This is a genomic window from Bacillus sp. MAG717A (assembly GCF_036884855.1).
Taxonomy (GTDB): domain Bacteria; phylum Bacillota; class Bacilli; order Bacillales; family Bacillaceae; genus Bacillus; species Bacillus safensis.
The window spans coordinates 1,262,243-1,283,347 of record NZ_CP145733.1 but is presented as its reverse complement, the minus strand read 5'-3'; the positions used below and the strand labels follow the sequence as shown (position 1 = coordinate 1,283,347).

Annotated in this window: 26 protein-coding genes, 1 rRNA gene and 1 pseudogene; 25 read left to right on the top strand and 3 right to left on the bottom strand. The window is 42.2% G+C overall.

The window, feature by feature from the left end; all coding sequences use genetic code 11:
- The 20 genes and pseudogenes from secY (at nucleotide 1) to V6Z54_RS06435 (ending at nucleotide 13,802) form a co-directional block, all read left to right on the top strand.
- A complete protein-coding gene (secY, locus tag V6Z54_RS06530) occupies nucleotides 1-1,293 on the top strand; it encodes a preprotein translocase subunit SecY (RefSeq protein ID WP_007496334.1) in 1,293 nt (430 codons plus the stop codon).
- A 55-nt stretch (nucleotides 1,294-1,348) separates the two neighbouring features.
- Nucleotides 1,349-2,002, top strand: a complete 654-nt coding sequence (locus V6Z54_RS06525; RefSeq protein ID WP_024425604.1) for an adenylate kinase — start codon at nucleotides 1,349-1,351, stop codon at nucleotides 2,000-2,002.
- Nucleotides 1,999-2,745, top strand: coding sequence for a type I methionyl aminopeptidase (gene map / locus V6Z54_RS06520; protein WP_003217210.1), 747 nt, complete (start codon nucleotides 1,999-2,001; stop codon nucleotides 2,743-2,745). The genes V6Z54_RS06525 and map overlap by 4 nt, the downstream gene beginning before the upstream one ends.
- Nucleotides 2,746-2,790: 45 nt before the next feature.
- Nucleotides 2,791-3,078, top strand: a pseudogene (locus V6Z54_RS06515) (RNA-binding protein).
- Nucleotides 3,056-3,274: a translation initiation factor IF-1 gene (gene infA, locus V6Z54_RS06510; RefSeq protein WP_003217190.1), complete on the top strand. Its 219-nt coding sequence runs from the start codon at nucleotides 3,056-3,058 to the stop codon at nucleotides 3,272-3,274. The pseudogene V6Z54_RS06515 and the gene infA overlap by 23 nt, the downstream one beginning before the upstream one ends.
- A gap of 31 nt (nucleotides 3,275-3,305) precedes the next feature.
- Nucleotides 3,306-3,419 (top strand): 50S ribosomal protein L36, encoded by a 114-nt coding sequence (rpmJ, locus tag V6Z54_RS06505; RefSeq protein WP_003156543.1) that lies wholly within the window; start codon nucleotides 3,306-3,308, stop codon nucleotides 3,417-3,419.
- A 21-nt stretch (nucleotides 3,420-3,440) separates the two neighbouring features.
- Nucleotides 3,441-3,806 carry a 30S ribosomal protein S13 gene (rpsM, locus tag V6Z54_RS06500; RefSeq protein ID WP_003217023.1) on the top strand — a complete coding sequence of 122 codons (366 nt, stop codon included), beginning with the start codon at nucleotides 3,441-3,443 and terminating at the stop codon, nucleotides 3,804-3,806.
- Between the two features lie 20 nt (nucleotides 3,807-3,826).
- A complete protein-coding gene (gene rpsK / locus V6Z54_RS06495; protein WP_003217231.1) occupies nucleotides 3,827-4,222 on the top strand; it encodes a 30S ribosomal protein S11 in 396 nt (131 codons plus the stop codon).
- A 175-nt stretch (nucleotides 4,223-4,397) separates the two neighbouring features.
- On the top strand, nucleotides 4,398-5,342 hold the full coding sequence (locus V6Z54_RS06490; protein WP_003217009.1) for a DNA-directed RNA polymerase subunit alpha: 945 nt from the start codon (nucleotides 4,398-4,400) through the stop codon (nucleotides 5,340-5,342).
- A gap of 75 nt (nucleotides 5,343-5,417) precedes the next feature.
- Complete coding sequence (rplQ, locus tag V6Z54_RS06485) at nucleotides 5,418-5,780, top strand: 50S ribosomal protein L17 (protein ID WP_003216944.1); 363 nt, start codon at nucleotides 5,418-5,420, stop codon at nucleotides 5,778-5,780.
- A gap of 127 nt (nucleotides 5,781-5,907) precedes the next feature.
- Entirely contained in the window at nucleotides 5,908-6,750 is an 843-nt protein-coding gene (locus V6Z54_RS06480) for an energy-coupling factor ABC transporter ATP-binding protein (protein WP_008356549.1), read from the top strand.
- Nucleotides 6,726-7,595, top strand: coding sequence for an energy-coupling factor ABC transporter ATP-binding protein (locus V6Z54_RS06475; RefSeq protein ID WP_338527841.1), 870 nt, complete (start codon nucleotides 6,726-6,728; stop codon nucleotides 7,593-7,595). The genes V6Z54_RS06480 and V6Z54_RS06475 overlap by 25 nt, the downstream gene beginning before the upstream one ends.
- Nucleotides 7,592-8,389: an energy-coupling factor transporter transmembrane protein EcfT gene (locus V6Z54_RS06470; RefSeq protein WP_075612260.1), complete on the top strand. Its 798-nt coding sequence runs from the start codon at nucleotides 7,592-7,594 to the stop codon at nucleotides 8,387-8,389. The genes V6Z54_RS06475 and V6Z54_RS06470 overlap by 4 nt, the downstream gene beginning before the upstream one ends.
- Nucleotides 8,390-8,400: 11 nt before the next feature.
- Nucleotides 8,401-9,144 carry a tRNA pseudouridine(38-40) synthase TruA gene (gene truA / locus V6Z54_RS06465; RefSeq protein ID WP_338527840.1) on the top strand — a complete coding sequence of 248 codons (744 nt, stop codon included), beginning with the start codon at nucleotides 8,401-8,403 and terminating at the stop codon, nucleotides 9,142-9,144.
- 165 nt (nucleotides 9,145-9,309) lie between these two features.
- Nucleotides 9,310-9,747: a 50S ribosomal protein L13 gene (gene rplM / locus V6Z54_RS06460; protein WP_003217042.1), complete on the top strand. Its 438-nt coding sequence runs from the start codon at nucleotides 9,310-9,312 to the stop codon at nucleotides 9,745-9,747.
- 20 nt (nucleotides 9,748-9,767) lie between these two features.
- Entirely contained in the window at nucleotides 9,768-10,160 is a 393-nt protein-coding gene (gene rpsI / locus V6Z54_RS06455) for a 30S ribosomal protein S9 (protein WP_007496354.1), read from the top strand.
- A gap of 400 nt (nucleotides 10,161-10,560) precedes the next feature.
- The gene (locus V6Z54_RS06450) at nucleotides 10,561-11,064 is read left to right on the top strand and encodes a hypothetical protein (protein WP_338527839.1); all 504 of its coding nucleotides are present in this window, start codon (nucleotides 10,561-10,563) and stop codon (nucleotides 11,062-11,064) included.
- 437 nt (nucleotides 11,065-11,501) lie between these two features.
- Nucleotides 11,502-12,026 carry a GNAT family N-acetyltransferase gene (locus V6Z54_RS06445; protein ID WP_338527838.1) on the top strand — a complete coding sequence of 175 codons (525 nt, stop codon included), beginning with the start codon at nucleotides 11,502-11,504 and terminating at the stop codon, nucleotides 12,024-12,026.
- A 114-nt stretch (nucleotides 12,027-12,140) separates the two neighbouring features.
- Nucleotides 12,141-12,614, top strand: coding sequence for a GNAT family N-acetyltransferase (locus tag V6Z54_RS06440; protein WP_081258467.1), 474 nt, complete (start codon nucleotides 12,141-12,143; stop codon nucleotides 12,612-12,614).
- 108 nt (nucleotides 12,615-12,722) lie between these two features.
- Nucleotides 12,723-13,802, top strand: a complete 1,080-nt coding sequence (locus V6Z54_RS06435; protein ID WP_338527837.1) for a serine hydrolase — start codon at nucleotides 12,723-12,725, stop codon at nucleotides 13,800-13,802.
- Nucleotides 13,803-13,838: 36 nt separating this feature from the next.
- On the opposite strand, the gene V6Z54_RS06430 is transcribed toward V6Z54_RS06435, so the two are convergent.
- Complete coding sequence (locus V6Z54_RS06430) at nucleotides 13,839-14,408, bottom strand: DUF4825 domain-containing protein (RefSeq protein ID WP_073978994.1); 570 nt, start codon at nucleotides 14,406-14,408, stop codon at nucleotides 13,839-13,841.
- Nucleotides 14,409-14,560: 152 nt separating this feature from the next.
- Here V6Z54_RS06430 and V6Z54_RS06425 point away from each other — a divergent pair, with 152 nt between their 5' ends.
- From V6Z54_RS06425 to V6Z54_RS06415, 3 genes are all read left to right on the top strand, one after another.
- Entirely contained in the window at nucleotides 14,561-15,004 is a 444-nt protein-coding gene (locus tag V6Z54_RS06425; RefSeq protein ID WP_041084727.1) for a DUF2521 family protein, read from the top strand.
- 58 nt (nucleotides 15,005-15,062) lie between these two features.
- A complete protein-coding gene (gene cwlD / locus V6Z54_RS06420; protein ID WP_024425615.1) occupies nucleotides 15,063-15,776 on the top strand; it encodes an N-acetylmuramoyl-L-alanine amidase CwlD in 714 nt (237 codons plus the stop codon).
- A gap of 103 nt (nucleotides 15,777-15,879) precedes the next feature.
- Nucleotides 15,880-16,938 (top strand): Mrp/NBP35 family ATP-binding protein, encoded by a 1,059-nt coding sequence (locus tag V6Z54_RS06415; protein WP_041105688.1) that lies wholly within the window; start codon nucleotides 15,880-15,882, stop codon nucleotides 16,936-16,938.
- A 37-nt stretch (nucleotides 16,939-16,975) separates the two neighbouring features.
- Here the strand turns inward: V6Z54_RS06415 and gerD are convergent, their stop codons facing one another.
- The gene (gene gerD / locus V6Z54_RS06410; RefSeq protein ID WP_073978995.1) at nucleotides 16,976-17,551 is read right to left on the bottom strand and encodes a spore germination lipoprotein GerD; all 576 of its coding nucleotides are present in this window, start codon (nucleotides 17,549-17,551) and stop codon (nucleotides 16,976-16,978) included.
- 91 nt (nucleotides 17,552-17,642) lie between these two features.
- Between gerD and kbaA the strand changes: the two genes are divergently transcribed.
- Nucleotides 17,643-18,245 (top strand): KinB-signaling pathway activation protein, encoded by a 603-nt coding sequence (gene kbaA / locus V6Z54_RS06405; RefSeq protein ID WP_041084725.1) that lies wholly within the window; start codon nucleotides 17,643-17,645, stop codon nucleotides 18,243-18,245.
- On the opposite strand, the gene pdaB is transcribed toward kbaA, so the two are convergent.
- Nucleotides 18,238-19,002 carry a polysaccharide deacetylase family sporulation protein PdaB gene (gene pdaB, locus V6Z54_RS06400; RefSeq protein WP_338527836.1) on the bottom strand — a complete coding sequence of 255 codons (765 nt, stop codon included), beginning with the start codon at nucleotides 19,000-19,002 and terminating at the stop codon, nucleotides 18,238-18,240. The two genes, kbaA and pdaB, sit on opposite strands and share 8 nt — an antisense overlap.
- A 377-nt stretch (nucleotides 19,003-19,379) precedes the next feature.
- Here pdaB and V6Z54_RS06395 point away from each other — a divergent pair.
- Nucleotides 19,380-20,928, top strand: a 16S ribosomal RNA gene (locus tag V6Z54_RS06395).
- Nucleotides 20,929-21,105: the final 177 nt, after the last annotated feature.

Here is a 21,105-nt window from a genome sequence, read left to right as displayed (position 1 = left end):
TTGTTTAAGACAATCTCCAATTTTATGCGCGTGAAAGATATACGGAATAAGATTATATTCACACTTTTAATGTTAGTCGTCTTTCGTATAGGTGCTTTCATCCCTGTGCCTAATGTGAACGCCGAAGTTCTCCAGGCACAGGATCAAATGAGTGTTTTCGGAATCCTCAACACGTTTGGGGGCGGGGCACTTTTCCAATTCTCCATTCTTGCAATGGGGATTATGCCGTATATCACTGCTTCGATCATCATTCAGCTCTTGCAGATGGATGTTGTTCCGAAGTTTACTGAGTGGTCAAAGCAAGGAGAGGTTGGTCGCCGAAAATTAGCACAATTCACAAGGTATTTTACAATTGTTCTAGGATTTATCCAGGCGTTAGGAATGTCATATGGATTCAACAATATGGCAGGAGGCATGCTGATTGAAAACCCTGGTGTATCAACGTATCTCTTAATTGCGGTCGTACTCACTGCGGGAACAGCATTTTTAATGTGGCTGGGCGAGCAGATTACTGCTCACGGTGTTGGTAACGGTATTTCGATTATTATCTTTGCCGGTATCATCGCTGGTATCCCTCAAACATTAAAACAAGTGTACGCTCAACAATTTGTAGGTGGAGATGGACAGCTGTTCATGCAAATCCTTAAAATTGCCCTTATTGTAATTGCCATTCTTGTCATTGTTATCGGTGTTATTTACATTCAAATGGCAGTGAGAAAGATTGCAATTCAATATTCAAAAGGAACTGGCCGTGCACAAATGTCTGCTAGTCAAGCAACGCACCTTCCATTAAAAGTGAATCCAGCAGGGGTGATTCCAGTCATCTTTGCCGTTTCTTTCATTATTACTCCGCAGACGATCGCATCGTTCTTCGGAACCAATAATGTGACAACTTGGATAACCAACAACTTTGACTATACTAAGCCAATCGGTATGACGATTTATGTAGCACTGATTGTTGCTTTCACATATTTTTATGCCTTTGTCCAAGTCAATCCTGAACAAATGGCTGAAAATCTGCAAAAGCAGGGTGGCTATATCCCGGGAGTTCGTCCAGGGAAAATGACTCAAGATAGAATTACGAGCATTTTGTACCGACTCACGTTTGTGGGCGCCATTTTCTTAGCCGTGATTTCAATACTTCCTATCTTTTTCATTCAATTCGCTGGATTACCTTCCGCTGCACAAATTGGCGGCACAAGTCTTCTCATTGTTGTAGGTGTTGCACTTGAAACAATGAAACAGCTTGAAAGCCAATTAGTGAAACGAAATTACCGTGGATTTATGAAATAAAACAGAGGGCTGGGCAGCTGCCCAACCTCTCTAAGTAAGGAAGGGGAAATCCGAAATGAACTTAGTCTTAATGGGGCTTCCGGGTGCTGGTAAAGGCACTCAGGCAGAACGAATTGTTGATGATTATGGGATCCCTCATATCTCAACAGGAGATATGTTCCGCGCTGCTATGAAAGAGGAGACACAACTTGGGCTCGAAGCAAAATCCTTTATCGATAAAGGAGAGCTTGTTCCTGATGAGGTCACAATCGGTATTGTTAGAGAAAGACTTGGCAAAAATGATTGTGAACAAGGTTTTCTTCTGGACGGATTTCCGCGAACAGTCGCTCAGGCTGAAGCTTTAGAAGAAATTCTAAAGGACCTTGGCAGAACGATTGATTATGTCATTAATATTAAAGTCGATAAAGATGCTTTGATGGAGCGTCTGACTGGCCGAAGAATTTGCAAAAATTGCGGAGCAACATATCATTTAGTATTCAATCCACCTGCGAAAGAAAATGTTTGCGACAAGTGTGGAGGCGAGCTTTATCAACGTGCAGATGATAATGCAGAAACCGTTTCGACTAGACTTGAAGTAAACTTAAAGCAGACTGAACCTTTACTGAACTTCTATTCAGAAAAAGGATATCTTGCAAACATTGATGGTGCAAAGCACATTAACGATGTATATGCAGATATCAAGGACCTGCTTGGAGGATTAAATAAATGATTATCTGTAAAACTCCTCGCGAGCTTGAGATTATGAGAGAAGCTGGACGTATTGTCGCACTAACTCATGAAGAGCTGAAGAAACATATAAAACCAGGTATTTCGACAAAAGAATTGGATCAAATTGCCGAACGTTTTATTACAAAGCAGGGTGCAATCCCATCTTTTAAAGGGTATAATGGTTTTCGCGGGAGCATTTGCGTTTCGGTGAATGAAGAACTCGTTCACGGTATTCCTGGTAAACGGGTTTTACGTGATGGTGACATCATTAGTATCGATATTGGCGCAAAGTTAAATGGCTATCATGGTGACTCTGCTTGGACTTATCCAGTTGGGGTAATCAGTGATGAAGACCGCAAACTACTGGAAGTCACAGAGGAATCTCTATATAAAGGCTTACAGGAAGCAAAGCCAGGCGAACGTCTGTCGAACATTTCCCATGCCATACAAACGTATGTTGAAAATGAGAATTTTTCAGTTGTTAGAGAATATGTTGGACATGGGGTCGGACAGGATCTTCATGAGGACCCTCAAATTCCTCATTATGGTCCGCCCAACAAAGGCCCACGGCTAAAACCTGGGATGGTGTTGGCCATCGAACCGATGGTGAACGCAGGCAGCCGATATGTGAAAACATTGGCTGATAACTGGACGGTTGTAACGGTTGATGGGAAAAAGTGTGCTCATTTTGAGCATACGATTGCGATTACAGATACAGGTTTTGATATACTGACTAAGATTTAGGTCTTCACTGAAGCCTTTCAGGCCCAAATCGGGCAGGTTGTCTGTATAGTCCAAAGAAAGAACAAGATCAGTATACAGGTGTCATCGGCATGTTCGTTGGCTGCCATGTACTAATCGCAGACGGAGAAAAGCGTAAATTTCATTCTCCTAAGAAAAAATATCAATCATATAACCTTTTATGATTGCGTATCTCCGGAAGTTCAGAACAGTATATTCAAAACAGGTCGGGTGATAGATGAACAATTGAGAGATTCTCATTGGACATTTGTCAGAGAGCAAGTTACTGATTTGAAGAAGGGAGAACACTTGAATGGCGAAAGACGATGTAATTGAAGTGGAAGGTACTGTAGCAGAAACTTTGCCAAACGCAATGTTCAAAGTTGAACTAGAGAATGGTCATACAGTTTTGGCTCATGTATCAGGAAAAATCCGTATGCACTTCATTCGCATTTTACCTGGAGACAAAGTTACGGTAGAATTATCTCCATATGACTTAACTCGTGGTAGAATTACGTACCGTTACAAATAAAGCAACTCCGGAAGAAGGAGGTTGGAAACACATGAAAGTGAGACCATCTGTTAAACCTATCTGTGAAAAATGTAAAGTGATTCGCAGAAAAGGAAAAGTAATGGTGATCTGTGAAAACCCAAAACATAAACAAAAACAAGGCTAATAACAAGGAGGTGCCCAAATCATGGCTCGTATTGCTGGTGTAGATATTCCACGTGATAAGCGTGTTGTCATTTCTTTAACATATGTTTTTGGAATTGGTCGTACGACTGCGCAACAAGTCCTTAAAGAAGCAGGTGTTTCTGAAGACACTCGCGTTCGCGATCTAACTGAAGACGAACTTGGTAAAATCCGTGATATCATTGACAAACTTAAAGTAGAAGGTGACCTTCGTCGTGAAGTTTCACTTAACATTAAGCGTCTAATTGAAATCGGAAGCTACCGCGGAATCCGTCATCGTAGAGGACTTCCTGTTCGTGGACAAAACACAAAAAACAACGCGCGTACTCGTAAAGGTCCGCGTCGTACTGTAGCTAACAAGAAAAAATAAGTAAAGGAGGTAGTTAAAGAATGGCTGCTGCTCGTAAACAAAATACGCGTAAACGTCGCGTGAAAAAGAATATTGAAGCTGGAATCGCTCATATTCGTTCCACTTTCAACAACACGATTGTAACGATTACTGATGTTCATGGAAACGCAATTTCTTGGTCAAGTGCTGGTGCATTAGGATTCAGAGGTTCTCGTAAATCTACTCCTTTCGCTGCACAAATGGCTGCTGAAACTGCTGCTAAAGGTTCTATCGAACATGGTCTTAAAACACTTGAAGTAACTGTTAAAGGTCCTGGTTCTGGTCGTGAAGCTGCAATTCGTGCGCTTCAAGCTGCAGGTCTTGAAGTTACTGCAATTAGAGACGTAACTCCAGTTCCTCATAACGGATGCCGTCCACCAAAACGTCGCCGCGTGTAATTTGTTTGTATAGATTTTGTGTCCCTGTCAATAATGGGTTATGATACAGTTATTTATGAGACGAATACACGACTCGTTGCCTGAGCACATACGGGACTAAACAATGAGGAATTTCGGATGGAATCTCATATGATTCTATTCGAGGTTTCGACGTTTTGAAGGAGGGTTTTATTAGATGATCGAAATTGAAAAACCAAAAATCGAAACGGTTGAAATCAGCGACGATGCCAAGTATGGCAAGTTTGTCGTAGAGCCACTTGAGCGTGGATATGGTACCACTTTAGGGAACTCCCTTCGTCGTATCCTTTTATCCTCACTTCCTGGTGCAGCTGTAACATCGATCCAGATAGATGGTGTCTTACACGAATTCTCAACGATCGAAGGCGTGGTTGAAGATGTTACAACGATTATCTTAAACATTAAAAAGCTTGCACTCAAAATCTACTCTGAAGAAGAGAAGACGCTTGAAATTGATGTACAAGATGAAGGTACTGTAACAGCTGCTGATATTACACACGACAGCGATATTGAAATCTTAAATCCAGATCTTCACATCGCAACTCTTGGCAAGAATGCGAGCTTCCGTGTTCGCTTAACTGCACAAAGAGGTCGCGGGTATAATCCTGCTGATGCAAACAAAAGAGACGATCAGCCAATCGGTGTGATTCCGATCGACTCAATCTATACACCTGTATCTCGTGTGACTTATCAAGTGGAGAACACCCGTGTTGGGCAAATCACAAACTATGATAAATTAACACTAGATGTATGGACTGATGGAAGCACAGGACCGAAAGAAGCGATCGCTCTAGGTTCTAAGATTTTAACTGAACACCTGAATATTTTCGTTGGGTTAACTGACGAAGCTCAGCATGCTGAAATCATGGTTGAGAAAGAAGAAGACCAAAAAGAAAAAGTGCTTGAAATGACAATTGAAGAGCTTGATCTTTCTGTTCGTTCTTACAACTGTTTGAAGCGTGCGGGTATTAACACTGTTCAAGAGCTTGCTAACAAGACAGAAGAGGATATGATGAAAGTTCGTAACCTTGGACGTAAATCTCTTGAAGAAGTGAAAGCGAAACTAGAAGAACTTGGACTGGGTCTTCGTAAAGACGATTGACTAGTTTCATTGTGAACTAGGATTTTCGTGTGTTTTTTATTCATACAGCATCTCTAATTAAGGAGGGGACATCACATGGCATACAGAAAGCTAGGACGCACTAGTGCACAACGTAAAGCAATGCTTCGTGACCTAACGACTGATTTGATCATCAACGAACGCATCGAAACAACTGAAACACGTGCGAAAGAACTTCGCTCTGTAGTTGAAAAAATGATCACTCTTGGCAAACGCGGAGATCTTCATGCTCGCCGTCAAGCTGCAGCTTACATTCGTAATGAAGTAGCTAACGCTGAAACAAACCAAGATGCACTTCAAAAATTATTCGCTGACGTTGCAACTCGCTACGAAGATCGCCAAGGTGGATACACTCGTATCATGAAGCTTGGACCTCGTCGCGGCGATGGCGCACCAATGGCTGTCATTGAATTAGTTTAATCACATATCGTGTATCTAAGAAAGGGCGGGACAGTTCATAACTGGATCTATGCCCTTTTTTAGGTACTACGGCTTTTTTTTAGGAATAAGCAAAGAAGAGGTTGAGCTGAGAGGAGGTCCGGTAGAGATGGGGAAGACATTAATTGACGTAAAGGACATTGTATTTCGTTATCACAAGGATGCGGACAAGCCCGCTTTAGATCAAGTGTCACTGCATGTGAATCAAAATGAATGGCTCGCCATTGTTGGTCATAACGGTTCAGGTAAATCCACACTTGCCCGTGTGCTGAATGGGCTCATTTTACCGGATGCTGGTACGGTCAAGGTTGGAGAGATTGAGCTCAAAGAAGAAAGTGTTTGGGATATTCGCAAAAAGGTCGGAATGGTCTTTCAAAACCCAGATAACCAATTTGTGGGCTCAACGGTTCGTGATGATGTGGCTTTTGGTTTAGAAAATAACGGGGTTGAGCGGGAATTGATGATAGAACGTGTAGATTGGGCTGTCAAACAGGTCAATATGCAGGAGTTTCTTGATCAAGAGCCGCACCATCTATCAGGCGGGCAGAAGCAGAGAGTCGCTATTGCAGGTGTGCTTGCCGCAAGCCCTGACATCATGATCTTGGATGAAGCAACATCAATGCTTGATCCAATTGGCCGTGAAGAAGTGTTAGAGACTGTTAGACTACTGAAGGAACAAGGAACAGTCACCGTCATTTCCATCACACATGATTTAGACGAGGCTGCCAAGGCAGACCGCGTTATTGTGATGAATGGCGGGAAGAAATTTGCCGAGGGAACGCCAGAGGAAGTATTTGAACTAGATGAACAGCTGGTTCAGATTGGACTTGATCTGCCATTCTCCTATCGCTTGAGCAAGCAATTGAAGCAGCAGGGTGTGCCGCTTGCAAATGCCCATTTGACACAAGAAGGATTGGTGAAAGAGCTATGGACATTACGATCAAAGAATTAGAGCATCGTTATCAAATGAAAACGCCGTTTGAGCGTCTCGCTTTGTATGATGTCAATGCTTCCATCAAAGAGGGCAGCTATGTCGCTGTCATTGGTCATACGGGCTCTGGCAAGTCTACATTGCTGCAGCATTTAAATGGATTGCTCAAACCAACGAAGGGGAGCATTGCGCTTGGAGAGACGGTTTTACAAGCCAATAAAAAGCAGAAGGATATGAAACCCCTCCGGAAAAAGGTAGGCATCGTGTTTCAGTTTCCTGAGCATCAGCTCTTTGAGGAAACCATCCTCAAGGATATCTGCTTTGGCCCGATGAACTTTGGTGTTCCTCAAGAGAAAGCAGAAGCGAAGGCGAAGGAGATGCTGAAGCTGGTGGGTCTTCCTGAATCCCTATTATATCGATCTCCCTTTGAACTAAGCGGCGGTCAAATGAGACGTGTGGCGATTGCAGGCGTTTTAGCGATGGAGCCAGAAGTGCTTGTGCTTGATGAGCCGACTGCTGGGCTGGATCCACGCGGGCGGAAGGAAATTATGGACATGTTCTATGACCTTCATCAAAAGGCAAACCTCACCACGATTCTGGTCACACACAGTATGGAGGATGCCGCTCATTATGCGGATCAAATGATTGTGATGCATAAAGGGACAGTGAAGGCGACAGGCACGCCGAGAGAGTTGTTTGCCAATCGTACAGATATGTCTTCATTTGGTCTCGACCTCCCGGAAACGATTAAATTCCAGCAGACTGTAGAAGAAAAGCTGGGTATTACGTTTCCAAGGCCGCTTCTGACCATGGATGAAATGGCAGAAGCCTTAACAGCTCTTTATCAGGAGGACACGACATCATGATGGATAGTATGATTATCGGCAAATATGTGCCAGGTTCATCCTTTGTCCATCGTCTTGATCCAAGGACAAAGCTGTTATCAATTTTCTTTTTTGTTTTTATTGTCTTTTTTGCTAATAATTACATCACTTACGGGCTTTTAGGTGTCTTTACCATTCTTGTGGTGATGGTTTCTCAGGTGCCGCTATACTTTATTCTCAAGGGAATGAAGCCGATCCTATGGATTGTCCTGTTTACCTTTATTCTGCATATTTTCATGACGAAGGATGGCGCCTTGCTAGTTCACTTTGGTTTTCTGAATATTTATGAAGAAGGTCTAAAGCAGGGGATCTTCATTTCACTCCGTTTTGTCTATCTCATTATGATGACGACACTTCTTACGTTAACCACAACGCCTATAGAAGTGACAGACGGAATGGAGAAGCTGCTGCACCCATTCCGTAAAATCAAACTGCCCGTTCATGAGCTTGCTCTCATGATGTCCATCTCTCTTCGGTTTATTCCGACTTTACTAGAAGAGACGGACAAAATCATGAAGGCTCAAATGGCACGAGGCGTTGATTTTACAAGCGGACCTCTAAAGGATCGCATGAAAGCCATCGTTCCTTTGCTTGTTCCTCTTTTCGTCAGTGCGTTTAAGCGTGCAGAAGAACTGGCGACCGCGATGGAAGCGAGAGGCTACCGCGGGGGAGAAGGACGGACGAAATACCGTCAGCTTGTCTGGGGTATGAAGGACACGTTCACGCTGCTTCTATTCATCCTGTTAACAGCGCTCCTTGTGCTGCTTAGAAATTAGGTGATTCCTAGATGAAGGTCAAATGTACTGTATCCTACGATGGGACACATTTTAAAGGCTATCAGGTGCAGCCAGGGCAGCGAACCGTACAGACGGAGATCGAGTGTGCCCTTGCAAGAATGCACAAACAGGATGAACTGATTCCGATTGTGGCTTCCGGCCGGACAGACAGCGGTGTTCATGCAAAGGGACAGGTCATCCATTTTGAGACCTCGCTCTCGATTCCGATGGAGAGATGGCCTTTTGCCCTCAACAGCCTGCTGCCGGATGATATCAGTGTTCTAAAGGCTGAGGAAGTCGATGACTCGTTTCATGCCAGATTTGCTGTTGTTTCAAAGGAGTACCGTTATAAGGTCTCAACGGAAACGCACCAAAATGTGTTCACGAGACAGTATGCCTGCCACTATCCTTACCGGCTGGATATCGATAAAATGAGAGAAGCCGCTGAGCACCTGATTGGGACACATGACTTTACAAGCTTTTGTGCGGCCAATACAGAGGTTCAGGACAAGGTGAGGGATATTTATGCCCTCGAGTGGAAAAACGTCTCAGACGGGCTTGAAATGCGTGTGAGAGGGAATGGTTTTTTATACAACATGGTGAGGATTATCGCTGGAACGTTGCTTGAAATCGGTTCTGGTAAATTTCACCCTGAAGAGATAAAAGCCATGCTTGCCGCCCGAAATCGCGAAGCGGCAGGCAAGACTGCGCCTAGTCACGGACTGTATTTATGGGAAGTTTTCTATGACAACTAAACCAGGTGTAACATGTTCTTGACACAGGAAGCAGAAAGTTATAAGATATCATATGGTATGTATTTCAACCCCACAAATAAGCCCCGGAAGACTTATCTGTGTTTTGAAATAGAACGTAGCATTTGATTCAAGGAAAATTCATTGATTTATTTAGGAGGGAAACTCATGCGTACAACACCAATGGCGAACGCAAGCACAATTGAGCGCAAATGGCTAGTTGTTGATGCGGCAGGCAAGACTCTAGGTCGTCTTTCTACTGAAGTAGCATCACTTTTGCGCGGTAAGCACAAACCAACTTATACACCACACGTTGATACAGGTGATCATGTCATCATCATCAATGCTGAGAAAATCGAATTAACTGGTAAGAAATTGACGGACAAAATTTACTACCGTCACACTATGCACCCAGGTGGTTTGAAACAAAGAACTGCTCTTGAGATGCGTACAAACTACCCTGAAAAAATGTTGGAGCTTGCTATCAAAGGTATGCTTCCAAAGGGTCCACTAGGTCGTCAAATGTTCAAAAAATTAAATGTGTACCGTGGTTCTGAGCATCCACATCAAGCACAACAACCTGAAGTTTACGAACTTCGCGGTTAATTATAAGGGAGGTTAACAATTTGGCACAGGTTCAATATTACGGTACAGGTCGTCGTAAAAGTTCTGTAGCGCGCGTTCGCTTAGTTCCAGGTGAAGGCCGTATCGTCGTTAATAATCGTGAAATTACTGAATACATTCCATTCGCTGCTTTAATCGAAGACGTGAAACAGCCTTTGAACATCACAGAAACAGCTAACAGCTACGATGTTCTTGTAAATGTTCACGGTGGTGGATTCTCTGGTCAAGCTGGAGCAATTCGTCACGGTATCTCTCGTGCTCTTCTAGAAGTAGATCCTGAGTACCGTACACCACTTAAACGTGCTGGACTTCTTACTCGTGACTCTCGTATGAAAGAGCGTAAGAAATACGGTCTTAAAGGCGCTCGTCGCGCACCTCAGTTCTCAAAACGTTAATTGTTTTACAAAAAACTCCAAGTGGAAAACTTGGAGTTTTTTATTTGAAATTAAATAATTCTAGCACTATAACTATCCAAGATAGAGCAAGTATAATGATGAAAATTATTTTTGTCCGTTCTAAAAAACCAATAATAATAAAGCTACATGTTAATAGCGCAAAACTTATAATTTTGATAACTTCTTTCATTGAATCAGGGGACAATATCCATGCAAAAAGAGAAAGTATGACCAAGCTAAAAATAATATTCGCAAAAATCAATAACTTGTTTTTTCTCATATAGACCTCCAAATATGTTAAAGTTGTGTAAACTAAATTGAAAAGATATCAAATTATTGGTATAATTATACTTGCGATTAATCGCATGATAAAAAATTGATCATGAAGGGGAACTAAAGTATGAAAAAGTATTTAATACCTATTATTATTACTTCAATACTATCACTATCTATCATTCCTTATTCGGCTGATGCGACTACAAAAACACAATCATTTGCGCCGAGTCTTGTTAAAACTGAACTAAATAAAGCTTCAAAAGCCCCAAGTACTTCTGTTCTATATGCTAAAGGCAAAGTTAGAGCCCAATCTATACCACCTTCGACTAAGTGGAAAGTTGTTGATCACTTTAGAGGAAGTTCTAAAAATATAGATAAGGCATCAGAATTGACTGCCAGAATTCTTGTTGGTCTTCCTTCTTTATATAATAAATATGCTGGTATAGTTGCAAGTGCCTTCTTCTCTACATTTTTCAAGCAAAAGCCAACACGATATTACTCGACAACTCAATATGTAGCGTATGATAAAAATTATAAATATACAATTATCGATATGTATGTATATAAAGATAGTAAGTATTCTAAACAAGTTGGGTATGAATACAAGTGGTTTAGATCGAATAGATAATTAAAAATTGATTTACAAACCTACACAATAAATTTCTAGTAACTCAATAAAATATTATTAATTAGTCTAAAAGTGATAAAAAACAGAGGGCAACGAGTCTGACCCTATAAAATGAGACAAATAAAAACACCTTTAAGTTGAAAGTCGGGTATAGCATACCTGAAAACAATTTAGAGGTGTTTTTTGTATGGGAAAAAGAGTTAGTTATCTAATTAGCATAAAAGAAGAGGCCGTTCAATTGAGGTTAAACAACCAGTCACCAAAAGAGTTTTGGTAAAGGCTGTTTCATAAAGGTGTTTGGATCCCTATCTCAAAAACGGGGGTCAGTCTCTTCCTGCTAGTGCTTTTTTATTTGTGTTTTTTTCTGTTTGGAAACATATAAAATAGGATCATAGCGAGGTTTCTGTTTAAAAAACGAAGTCTATGGAGGGTGTCATATGAATCTAACAACAGAAAGGTGTATCATTCGATCATTTGCTGAGGATGATTGGCAGGATGTCTATGCATATACATCTGATCCGGCGGTAATGAAGTATATTCCGGAAGGTGTTTTTTCTAAAGAAAATGCGCAGGAATTTGTTAAAAATAATCGTCTTAAAACAGCTAAGAATTTTGCTGTTCTATTAAAAGTAGATCAGATATGCATCGGGCATATCGTGTTCCATCCATACTTTGGTGAGCACACATATGAAATTGGCTGGGTCTTCAATTCTGCCTATCAAAACAAAGGCTATGCATCAGAAGCGGCTTATGCCGTTCTGCATCATGGTTTTCACACAATGAATTTACATCGAATCATTGCCACTTGTCAGCCTGAAAATGTGCCATCTTGGAGAGTGATGGAGAAAATGGGGATGAGGAGAGAGGGGGATTTTAAAAAATGTATACCACAAGGAAATGAGTGGTGGGATGAGTTTTACTATGCCATCTTACAAGAGGAATGGTTCGTGAAGAGGGCTTGATCAGTTTTCATGATATGAAGTATTTTGATGAAAAAGCAGCTGAACAAATCTTATATGAGAATGGTATTTTGGTAAGTGAAAACAGTCTTCCATCCATCATAGGAGGTGCTTTCATTGAATTTAAATCAATTGACATTGAGAGAAGCCGTGCAAGAAGACCTCGACAAAATCGTCTTCATGCTTTCAGATGATAAGTTAGGTCAAAAGAGAGAGCGTTACACTCGCCCATTATTAGAAAGCTATATCAAAGCCTTTCATTCAATCGATGCTGATCCAAATATTGAACTCATTGTTGCGTGTGACCAGGAAGAAGCAGTTGGTGTTCTTCAGTTAACCATGACGCCATTTCTTACACATCAAGGGGGATGGAGAGCATCCATTGAAGGAGTTCGTACGGCTTCGAGTCATAGAGGAAAAGGAGTCGGTTCGCTGCTTATCAAGTGGGCCATTCAACGCGCAAGCGACCGCGGCTGTCATATGATTCAGCTGACAACAGATAAACAGAGGCCAGAAGCACGCCATTTTTATGAGAAATTAGGGTTTGAAGCCACTCATGAAGGAATGAAGCTGCATTTGCCCCATGAATAAGGATATCAAGAAGCGGAGGATTCAAGAGCCTCTGCCTTTTTTACGCCTTTATTTGAAATATTTGTTATATTTAATATATAAATCCTCTGTTATTTGGAAAGGAGAAACATGTTACTCAAAGTCGGTCTAGTTGTCATAGGTGTGGTCATACTTTACGTGGTGGTTCAAGTCTTGTTGTATAAAAGAGATATGAAGAAAACGAAGGAAGATATTTTGACATTTGTCGCAAAAAACAAAAAGGACGTTTCAGTGACAATCATTGAAAATGATGATGTGGTGTTAGAATGGAATGCTGATCAAAAAACACCGCTTGCAAGTACGGTGAAATTAGTTGTTTTATTTCATTTTGTTAAAGCTGTATCGAGCGGCGCCATTAAGCTAGAGGAAAAAGTGGCATTGTCTGATATAGAGCGGTTTTATATTGATAGAACAGACGGTGGTGCGCACGCGTACTGGCTGGAGGTCAATGATTTTTCTGAGCATGCGGCTTTATTAGATGTTGCCAAAGGGATGATGCAATTCAGTTCGAATGCTTGTACGGATTATTTGATTGACCGGCTGGGCTTAGAAAAGATCAATGATCAGATGAAACAAGCAGGTCTTACAGAACATGATGAACTCATGCCGCTGACGCCAATGATTTTGTGGTCCGCTTATGTATCTGATCATCGGCGGGATGCATTAAAGCAAATGAGTAGTGTATCCGATAAACAATACAAATCTTTGATGAATGAGATTTTTAATATCATGAAAAATGACCCAGAGCATAAAAAGGCGTTAGAAGAAAAAATGAAAAAAAAGAACTTATTAGGCTGGCGTATACAATCATTACTGACGCAAAAGCTGACAAAGTCTACAACCAATCAATATGCACAATTGATGAAACGTCTTCATGACGAGCTGTTAACAACAGAAGAAAAGAGTCTTTTTAGCCAAATCGTACTGGGAGAAACATTGAAAAAGGAAACAGATCAATATCTTTGGTATAAAGGCGGAGCAACATTGTTCGTTTTCACAGGTGCTTTATATCGAAGAACAGATACATCCTCTATATCCATTTCTCTTTTTATCAATGATCCGAAAGCGAACAATTCTCACTGGATTGGGGAAGTATTCAACGAATTTATGCTTACTGCAGCAGTGGATCAAAACTTTCGACAACGATTAATACAGGCTTTCACTACATAAACATCAAAAAACAGAGGGAAACTTCCCTCTGTTTTATTATTTCTGCATTGGAAACGCTTTGTATACATCTTGGCGTTTCTCTTTTGACTTCACAACTCCATCAACCAGTTCCTTTTGCCAAACCGCTGTATCGTCTTTGTACTCTTTAAAAGAGTGAGGGAGCTTTTTTTCAAGCTGTTTCCTTTTAAACGTGACGGACGGTTCGTCGTTAGAGTTCATCTTGAGTGTCACTTGCTCTACGTTATCGACAAGAATAAAAATTGAGATTGCGTTGTATAAATACGTTTTTTCGATCGTGTCCTTTTGATCAAACCAGAAGGCGTCAAACTGTTCTTCTGTATAGTCGTCATTTTCTTTTACCCCATACGTGACGTCTAATGCTTTCCCATCGATGATTTCAAATTCACGTATTACGCCTCCAGGAAGATTTGATAAGGTTTCACGAATGGCTGAATTGTCACCGAGATACGTGTTTTTGTGTTTTGAAAGTTGTTTTAAGGATATGTCTTCTATTCCTTTTATATCGCTCTTTTTCTCTGTGGCTTGACTGCTGCATGCAGATAAGACAACAGTTAATAGCAGCAGGATATACATCCAATTCTTCATTGATTTCGCCCCTTTATTGTTCTTTCTATATGTAAATGTCTATTTTATCACAATTTTCCATTCCAGTCGTTCACAGGCCGTCATTTCCATTTACTGAACTGCATGTTTTGTTCAAACCAACGAACAATACAAAGAAAAAAGGAGTTCAGTCCATGGCAGAAGTGCTTTCTTTTTATCAACTGAAAACAAAACGAGATGTCACGCTTGAAAAGAAGCTTTTGCGTACATTGTCTCTTCAACAAGTGACGGCTGCTTCCGAAAAATTCACGAAGAAGCTGTTCCCATTTGCAGATGATCCAGCAGGTATTATGAGTGATGGCTGCATCGATTTCGCCATTGAAGCCTTTTTAGCTGGCGGAAGATACGGTGAGTCGAGTAAATACGGAGAATCGTTCAACGATATCAAGAAACGGTCCTCCCAAGAGGAAGCTGAGCTGATTGAAGAGCTCGCAGGGTGCTTGCAATCGTGGGGTAATATGTTCCGTATGGAGCGGAAGATGTCGTGTTTGTATCCATCTGCGAAAGAATTTTTAAGCATGTGGTGGCAGGAAGGCTTTCGTGAATCAGAAAAAAGACACAAGCTTCGGCTGCACTAAGCATATTTCCAGCCCTTGTCCCATATCTATAAAATAATGGTGTATGGGAGGGACAGGGATGAAAAGAAAGCTGAAGTGGACAGGGTTTTTAATTGGGTTTATTGTCCTCTTATTCTTATTCAGGTTTCAATTTCTAAATGATGATTCATGGAAATCTTGGAATTTGCCTCTAAGCGGGAAGATCATCTATTTAGATCCGGGTCACGGCGGTCCAGATGGAGGGGCTGTAGGAGGAGAGCTGCTTGAAAAAGAGATTGCACTGGATGTATCCATGAAGATACGTGACTATTTGCAGGAGCAGGGAGCGCTTGTTCTCATGACCCGAGAGGATGATTCTGATTTATCATCAAAGAATACAAAGGGTTATGCCCGGAAGAAAGCGGAGGATTTAAGGAATCGCGTCAAAGTCATCAATGAATCTGAAGCAGACCTCTATTTAAGCATTCATTTAAATGCGATACCATCCAACAAATGGAGCGGGGCACAGACGTTTTTTTATGGAAAATATGAAGAGAATGAAAAGGCAGCGAAGTTCATTCAAGATGAATTACGCAGAAACCTTGAAAACACAGATCGAAAGGCGAAGCGGATCAACGGCATTTATTTAATGCAAAATGTCACAAAGCCAGGAGCTCTTGTGGAAATTGGATTTCTCTCCAACCCGAAAGAGGCTGGTCAGCTGGCAACACCTAAATATCAGGATCAAATTGCTGCCTCTATTTATAAAGGGATTTTAAGATATTTAACAGAGCAAAAAGAGCCGCCTGAATAAGGGGCTTTTTCCTTTTGATCGCAGGCAAACAGGACAGACATTGTAAGGATATGTATGATATACTTGGATTGTAAACGAATTCAATAAAGGGTGAGGTTCTGCTATGATCGGACAAGATGATGTGAGAAAACTAGTTGGGAAGATGGACGAACCTTTCCTTCATATACCGCTTGGTGAGCTGGATGCCATCAAGGAAATCAGCCTAAAGCCTGAGAAAGAGCATGTGAGCCTAAAGGTGGCTATTGCCAAAACAGGCACTGCTGAGCAGATGAAGCTGCAGCAAGACATCGTACAAGCCTTGAAAGCAGCAGGCGCTAATACAGTAGGACTTCGTTTTGAGGAACTACCTCAGGAAACACTTGAAAAGTTTATGCCATCACAGGATGAGGAAGAAACCCTGCTTAACTCTAAAAATCCGCCTGAGTTCTTAGCAATTGCAAGTGGAAAGGGCGGAGTTGGTAAATCGACTGTTTCTGTTAACCTTGCTGTAGCGCTGGCTCGTCTAGGGAAAAAAGTCGGGCTGATTGATGCCGATATTTATGGCTTTAGTGTACCGGATATGATGGGAATCACCGTTAGACCAACAGTAAAAGGGGAAAAAATTATACCTGTGGAACGCTTTGGCGTCAAAGTGATTTCAATGGGCTTTTTTGTTGAAGAAAATGCACCGGTCATCTGGAGAGGACCGATGCTTGGTAAAATGTTAAATAACTTCTTCCACGAAGTCGAGTGGGGAGAATTAGATTACTTACTATTAGACCTTCCGCCTGGAACGGGGGATGTGGCGCTTGATATTCATACAATGCTACCTAGCTGTAAAGAAATCATTGTCACAACACCGCATCCAACGGCTGCCTTTGTTGCTGCAAGAGCAGGTGCAATGGCACTGCAAACAGATCATGAGGTGCTCGGGGTCGTTGAGAATATGAGTTATTATGAAAGCAAAAAAACAGGTGAAAAGGAATACGTCTTTGGAAAAGGCGGCGGGGAAAAGCTGGCTGAAGAGCTACGTGTATCAGTCCTTGGCCAAATTCCATTAAGACAGCCTGATTGGAATGAGGATGATTTCGCGCCTTCTGTCTATGATGCCAGTCATCCGACAGGAGAAGTATATCAACACATCGCGAATAAAGTCATTGAACAATTAGCAGTGAAAGCATAATGAAAGCCCGAGTGGATGAATGCCACTCGGGTGATGTTTAACTGTCGCTTTGCGAGCCGGAATCACTGCCGCTTTCAGATGCAGCCTTTTTGAGCTCATCTTCGAATTTCTTCTTATAAAGAGGGCTGCTTAATGTTTCCGTAATGACTTTTTCTAAGTGCTTTCTAAACTCTTTACTTTTTACCAGTTCACCGTATTTCTTTTCCATCTCAGGATCCTTGAGAATATCCATCATTAACTGTTGATAGTCAGGATCCTTCATTAACTGTTTTAACATTCTTTCATGCTGTTGCTGCATGGATTTTGCGAAAGTCTCGGCAAATTTAGAATCCTCAAAGACCTTCTTCCAGAACTCTTTGCCTTTATCAGAAGTTAGTGTTTTCTCTATCGTTTTTTTCACAGTTTGTTCATCCATTACCAAAGCTTCATTCATTGCCTCGTCATTTAATAACTGTTGAATGGCCTTTTTACCGTCATCTGTCTTTAATATATCGACGACCATTTTTTTTGTTTCGTCATAGTCCATATTAGATGAGGATTGGGTTTTGGGAGCACAAGCTGTTAGAGATAAAAGAAGAAAACAGCTCATTATACGCAAGATGCCTTTTGACATACTGTGGCTCCTTTCGTTACATGTCTTACTTTTAATATGAATGTTTCACGTAAATTTATACATAACAAAAATAGGGGTTGGATCAGTTCAAATGAAAAGTCGGGATTTAGTTCGTTTTTTCTTCTCTGTGCTAGCTGTTGGAGCGGTGATTACTAGCGTGGTAGGCTTTGCACTGGAGTGGGGAAAATATCAGAAGCTTTTTATATCGTTTGAAATTCTAGAGATCGCATCTGTGTTATTTTGGTTCATTGGTGTAGGGATGATCTTTAGTGTCATTAGCCAGATGGGGTTTGTTGTCTTCTTGACGGTGCACCGGTTTGCGTTGGAGATTTTCCGGTCGCATTCTTTATGGAATACCATTCAGCTGTTTCTTGTGATTTTTGTGCTGTTTGATTTAGCTTATTTGCGATTTTTGTTTTTCGGGGAGAATGAATCCTTTTTTCCATACTTGTGGCTGCCTGTTTTCATCGGTGTTTTTGCATTGATCGTGGCTTACTTTAAACAGCAGCAGTCCTCTAAGAAAACATTTGTTTCCGCAATGTTTCTTATGGTCGTCATCACGTCGTTAGAATGGTTCCCGGCGCTCAGAGTCAATGAAGAGGACTGGCTGTATTTAATGCTGTTCCCGCTATTAGGCTGTAATGCGTTTCAGCTGTTAGCGATGCCGCGGTTTTCAAAAGCGAAAGCTACTTAACTTCTGATGACTTTGTTTTCGTGTTGGAGATCAGTTCGCCAACCGTCACATTTTTTAAATGTTTTTCTTTTATTTGTTTCAAAATAGCTGGTAAGGCTTGAGCGGTTTGGGTTGCTGAATCTGAGGCGTGAAGGAGAACAATGTCTCCGCTCTTCATTCGATCATTTACATTCTGAACAATCTGGTCGACACCCGGATTCAGCCAATCCTGTGAATTGATGCTGTAATGAATAACGGTATAACCGTACTGTGTGGCAATTTTCAGTGCTGTTTCGTTAAACTGTCCAGTTGGTGGTCTTAATAGTTGAATGTCATCTAGTCCGAGCTTTTGAAATGTATTTTGTGCACGGACAAGATCTTGCTTGATTTCACTATCTTCAAGCTGGCTATAATTTTTATAAGCATAGCCGAGGCTTCCGATTTGGTGGCCGTCCTCCCTAATTTGTTTCACGATATCAGGATGACGCTCGGCCCAAGAAGCAGACAGAAAGAAAGTGGCGTTCTTTATACCGTACTCTCGAAGGACATTTAAAATAGGAACAGCCTTCTCATCTCCCCAGCCAATATTAAAAGTGAGAGAGACATGCTTTGATGAAGTCTCGCCTTTATAAATGGCTCGGGGTCCATGTTCAGTTTTAAATACCGACAGCGGCGGTGCCTTTTGTACATAAAAAAAGGTTGCAGCTGCAAGGGCTGCTACAAGAATAATGACAACTTGCTTCAGCCGTTTAATAGGCAACACATATAATCGACTCAATTCAAACACTCCTGCCTTGTCCAAGATTGTTACTTGATTGTATGCAGGACAAGGGTTTAAGATGCTTAATAAAACTATTTCAAAAAAAGTTTTGAAAAGGCGTTGACCGAAAGAATGTTTTCGTGATATATTATTAATCGTCGCTGACACACAGTGACAAACACAAAACGCTTCGGGAAATAAAACTTGAAAAAAGTTGTTGACATAAGATGAAGCGAAATGTTATATTATTAAAGCCGCTAAGAACGGCAAAGATGATCTTTGAAAACTAAACAAGACAAAACGTACCTGTTAATTCGAGTTTTTATAAAAAAATCCTATGATACTTCATAGGTAGTCAGTCAAACTGGCGAAAAGCAAAACTTCGGTTTTGTACTTTTTCGGAGAGTTTGATCCTGGCTCAGGACGAACGCTGGCGGCGTGCCTAATACATGCAAGTCGAGCGGACAGAAGGGAGCTTGCTCCCGGATGTTAGCGGCGGACGGGTGAGTAACACGTGGGTAACCTGCCTGTAAGACTGGGATAACTCCGGGAAACCGGAGCTAATACCGGATAGTTCCTTGAACCGCATGGTTCAAGGATGAAAGACGGTTTCGGCTGTCACTTACAGATGGACCCGCGGCGCATTAGCTAGTTGGTGGGGTAATGGCTCACCAAGGCGACGATGCGTAGCCGACCTGAGAGGGTGATCGGCCACACTGGGACTGAGACACGGCCCAGACTCCTACGGGAGGCAGCAGTAGGGAATCTTCCGCAATGGACGAAAGTCTGACGGAGCAACGCCGCGTGAGTGATGAAGGTTTTCGGATCGTAAAGCTCTGTTGTTAGGGAAGAACAAGTGCGAGAGTAACTGCTCGCACCTTGACGGTACCTAACCAGAAAGCCACGGCTAACTACGTGCCAGCAGCCGCGGTAATACGTAGGTGGCAAGCGTTGTCCGGAATTATTGGGCGTAAAGGGCTCGCAGGCGGTTTCTTAAGTCTGATGTGAAAGCCCCCGGCTCAACCGGGGAGGGTCATTGGAAACTGGGAAACTTGAGTGCAGAAGAGGAGAGTGGAATTCCACGTGTAGCGGTGAAATGCGTAGAGATGTGGAGGAACACCAGTGGCGAAGGCGACTCTCTGGTCTGTAACTGACGCTGAGGAGCGAAAGCGTGGGGAGCGAACAGGATTAGATACCCTGGTAGTCCACGCCGTAAACGATGAGTGCTAAGTGTTAGGGGGTTTCCGCCCCTTAGTGCTGCAGCTAACGCATTAAGCACTCCGCCTGGGGAGTACGGTCGCAAGACTGAAACTCAAAGGAATTGACGGGGGCCCGCACAAGCGGTGGAGCATGTGGTTTAATTCGAAGCAACGCGAAGAACCTTACCAGGTCTTGACATCCTCTGACAACCCTAGAGATAGGGCTTTCCCTTCGGGGACAGAGTGACAGGTGGTGCATGGTTGTCGTCAGCTCGTGTCGTGAGATGTTGGGTTAAGTCCCGCAACGAGCGCAACCCTTGATCTTAGTTGCCAGCATTCAGTTGGGCACTCTAAGGTGACTGCCGGTGACAAACCGGAGGAAGGTGGGGATGACGTCAAATCATCATGCCCCTTATGACCTGGGCTACACACGTGCTACAATGGACAGAACAAAGGGCTGCAAGACCGCAAGGTTTAGCCAATCCCATAAATCTGTTCTCAGTTCGGATCGCAGTCTGCAACTCGACTGCGTGAAGCTGGAATCGCTAGTAATCGCGGATCAGCATGCCGCGGTGAATACGTTCCCGGGCCTTGTACACACCGCCCGTCACACCACGAGAGTTTGCAACACCCGAAGTCGGTGAGGTAACCTTTATGGAGCCAGCCGCCGAAGGTGGGGCAGATGATTGGGGTGAAGTCGTAACAAGGTAGCCGTATCGGAAGGTGCGGCTGGATCACCTCCTTTCTAAGGATATATGGAGCAGCGTGCGTTTTCGTCTTGTTTAGTTTTGAAGGATCATTCCTTCAAAACATGTCTCTAGCGAGACAGGATTGTTCTTTGAAAACTAGATAACAATAAGTAATACATTCACATTGAATGCAATGCAAAGTTCATCACACATAGTGATTCTTTCTAAAGTAA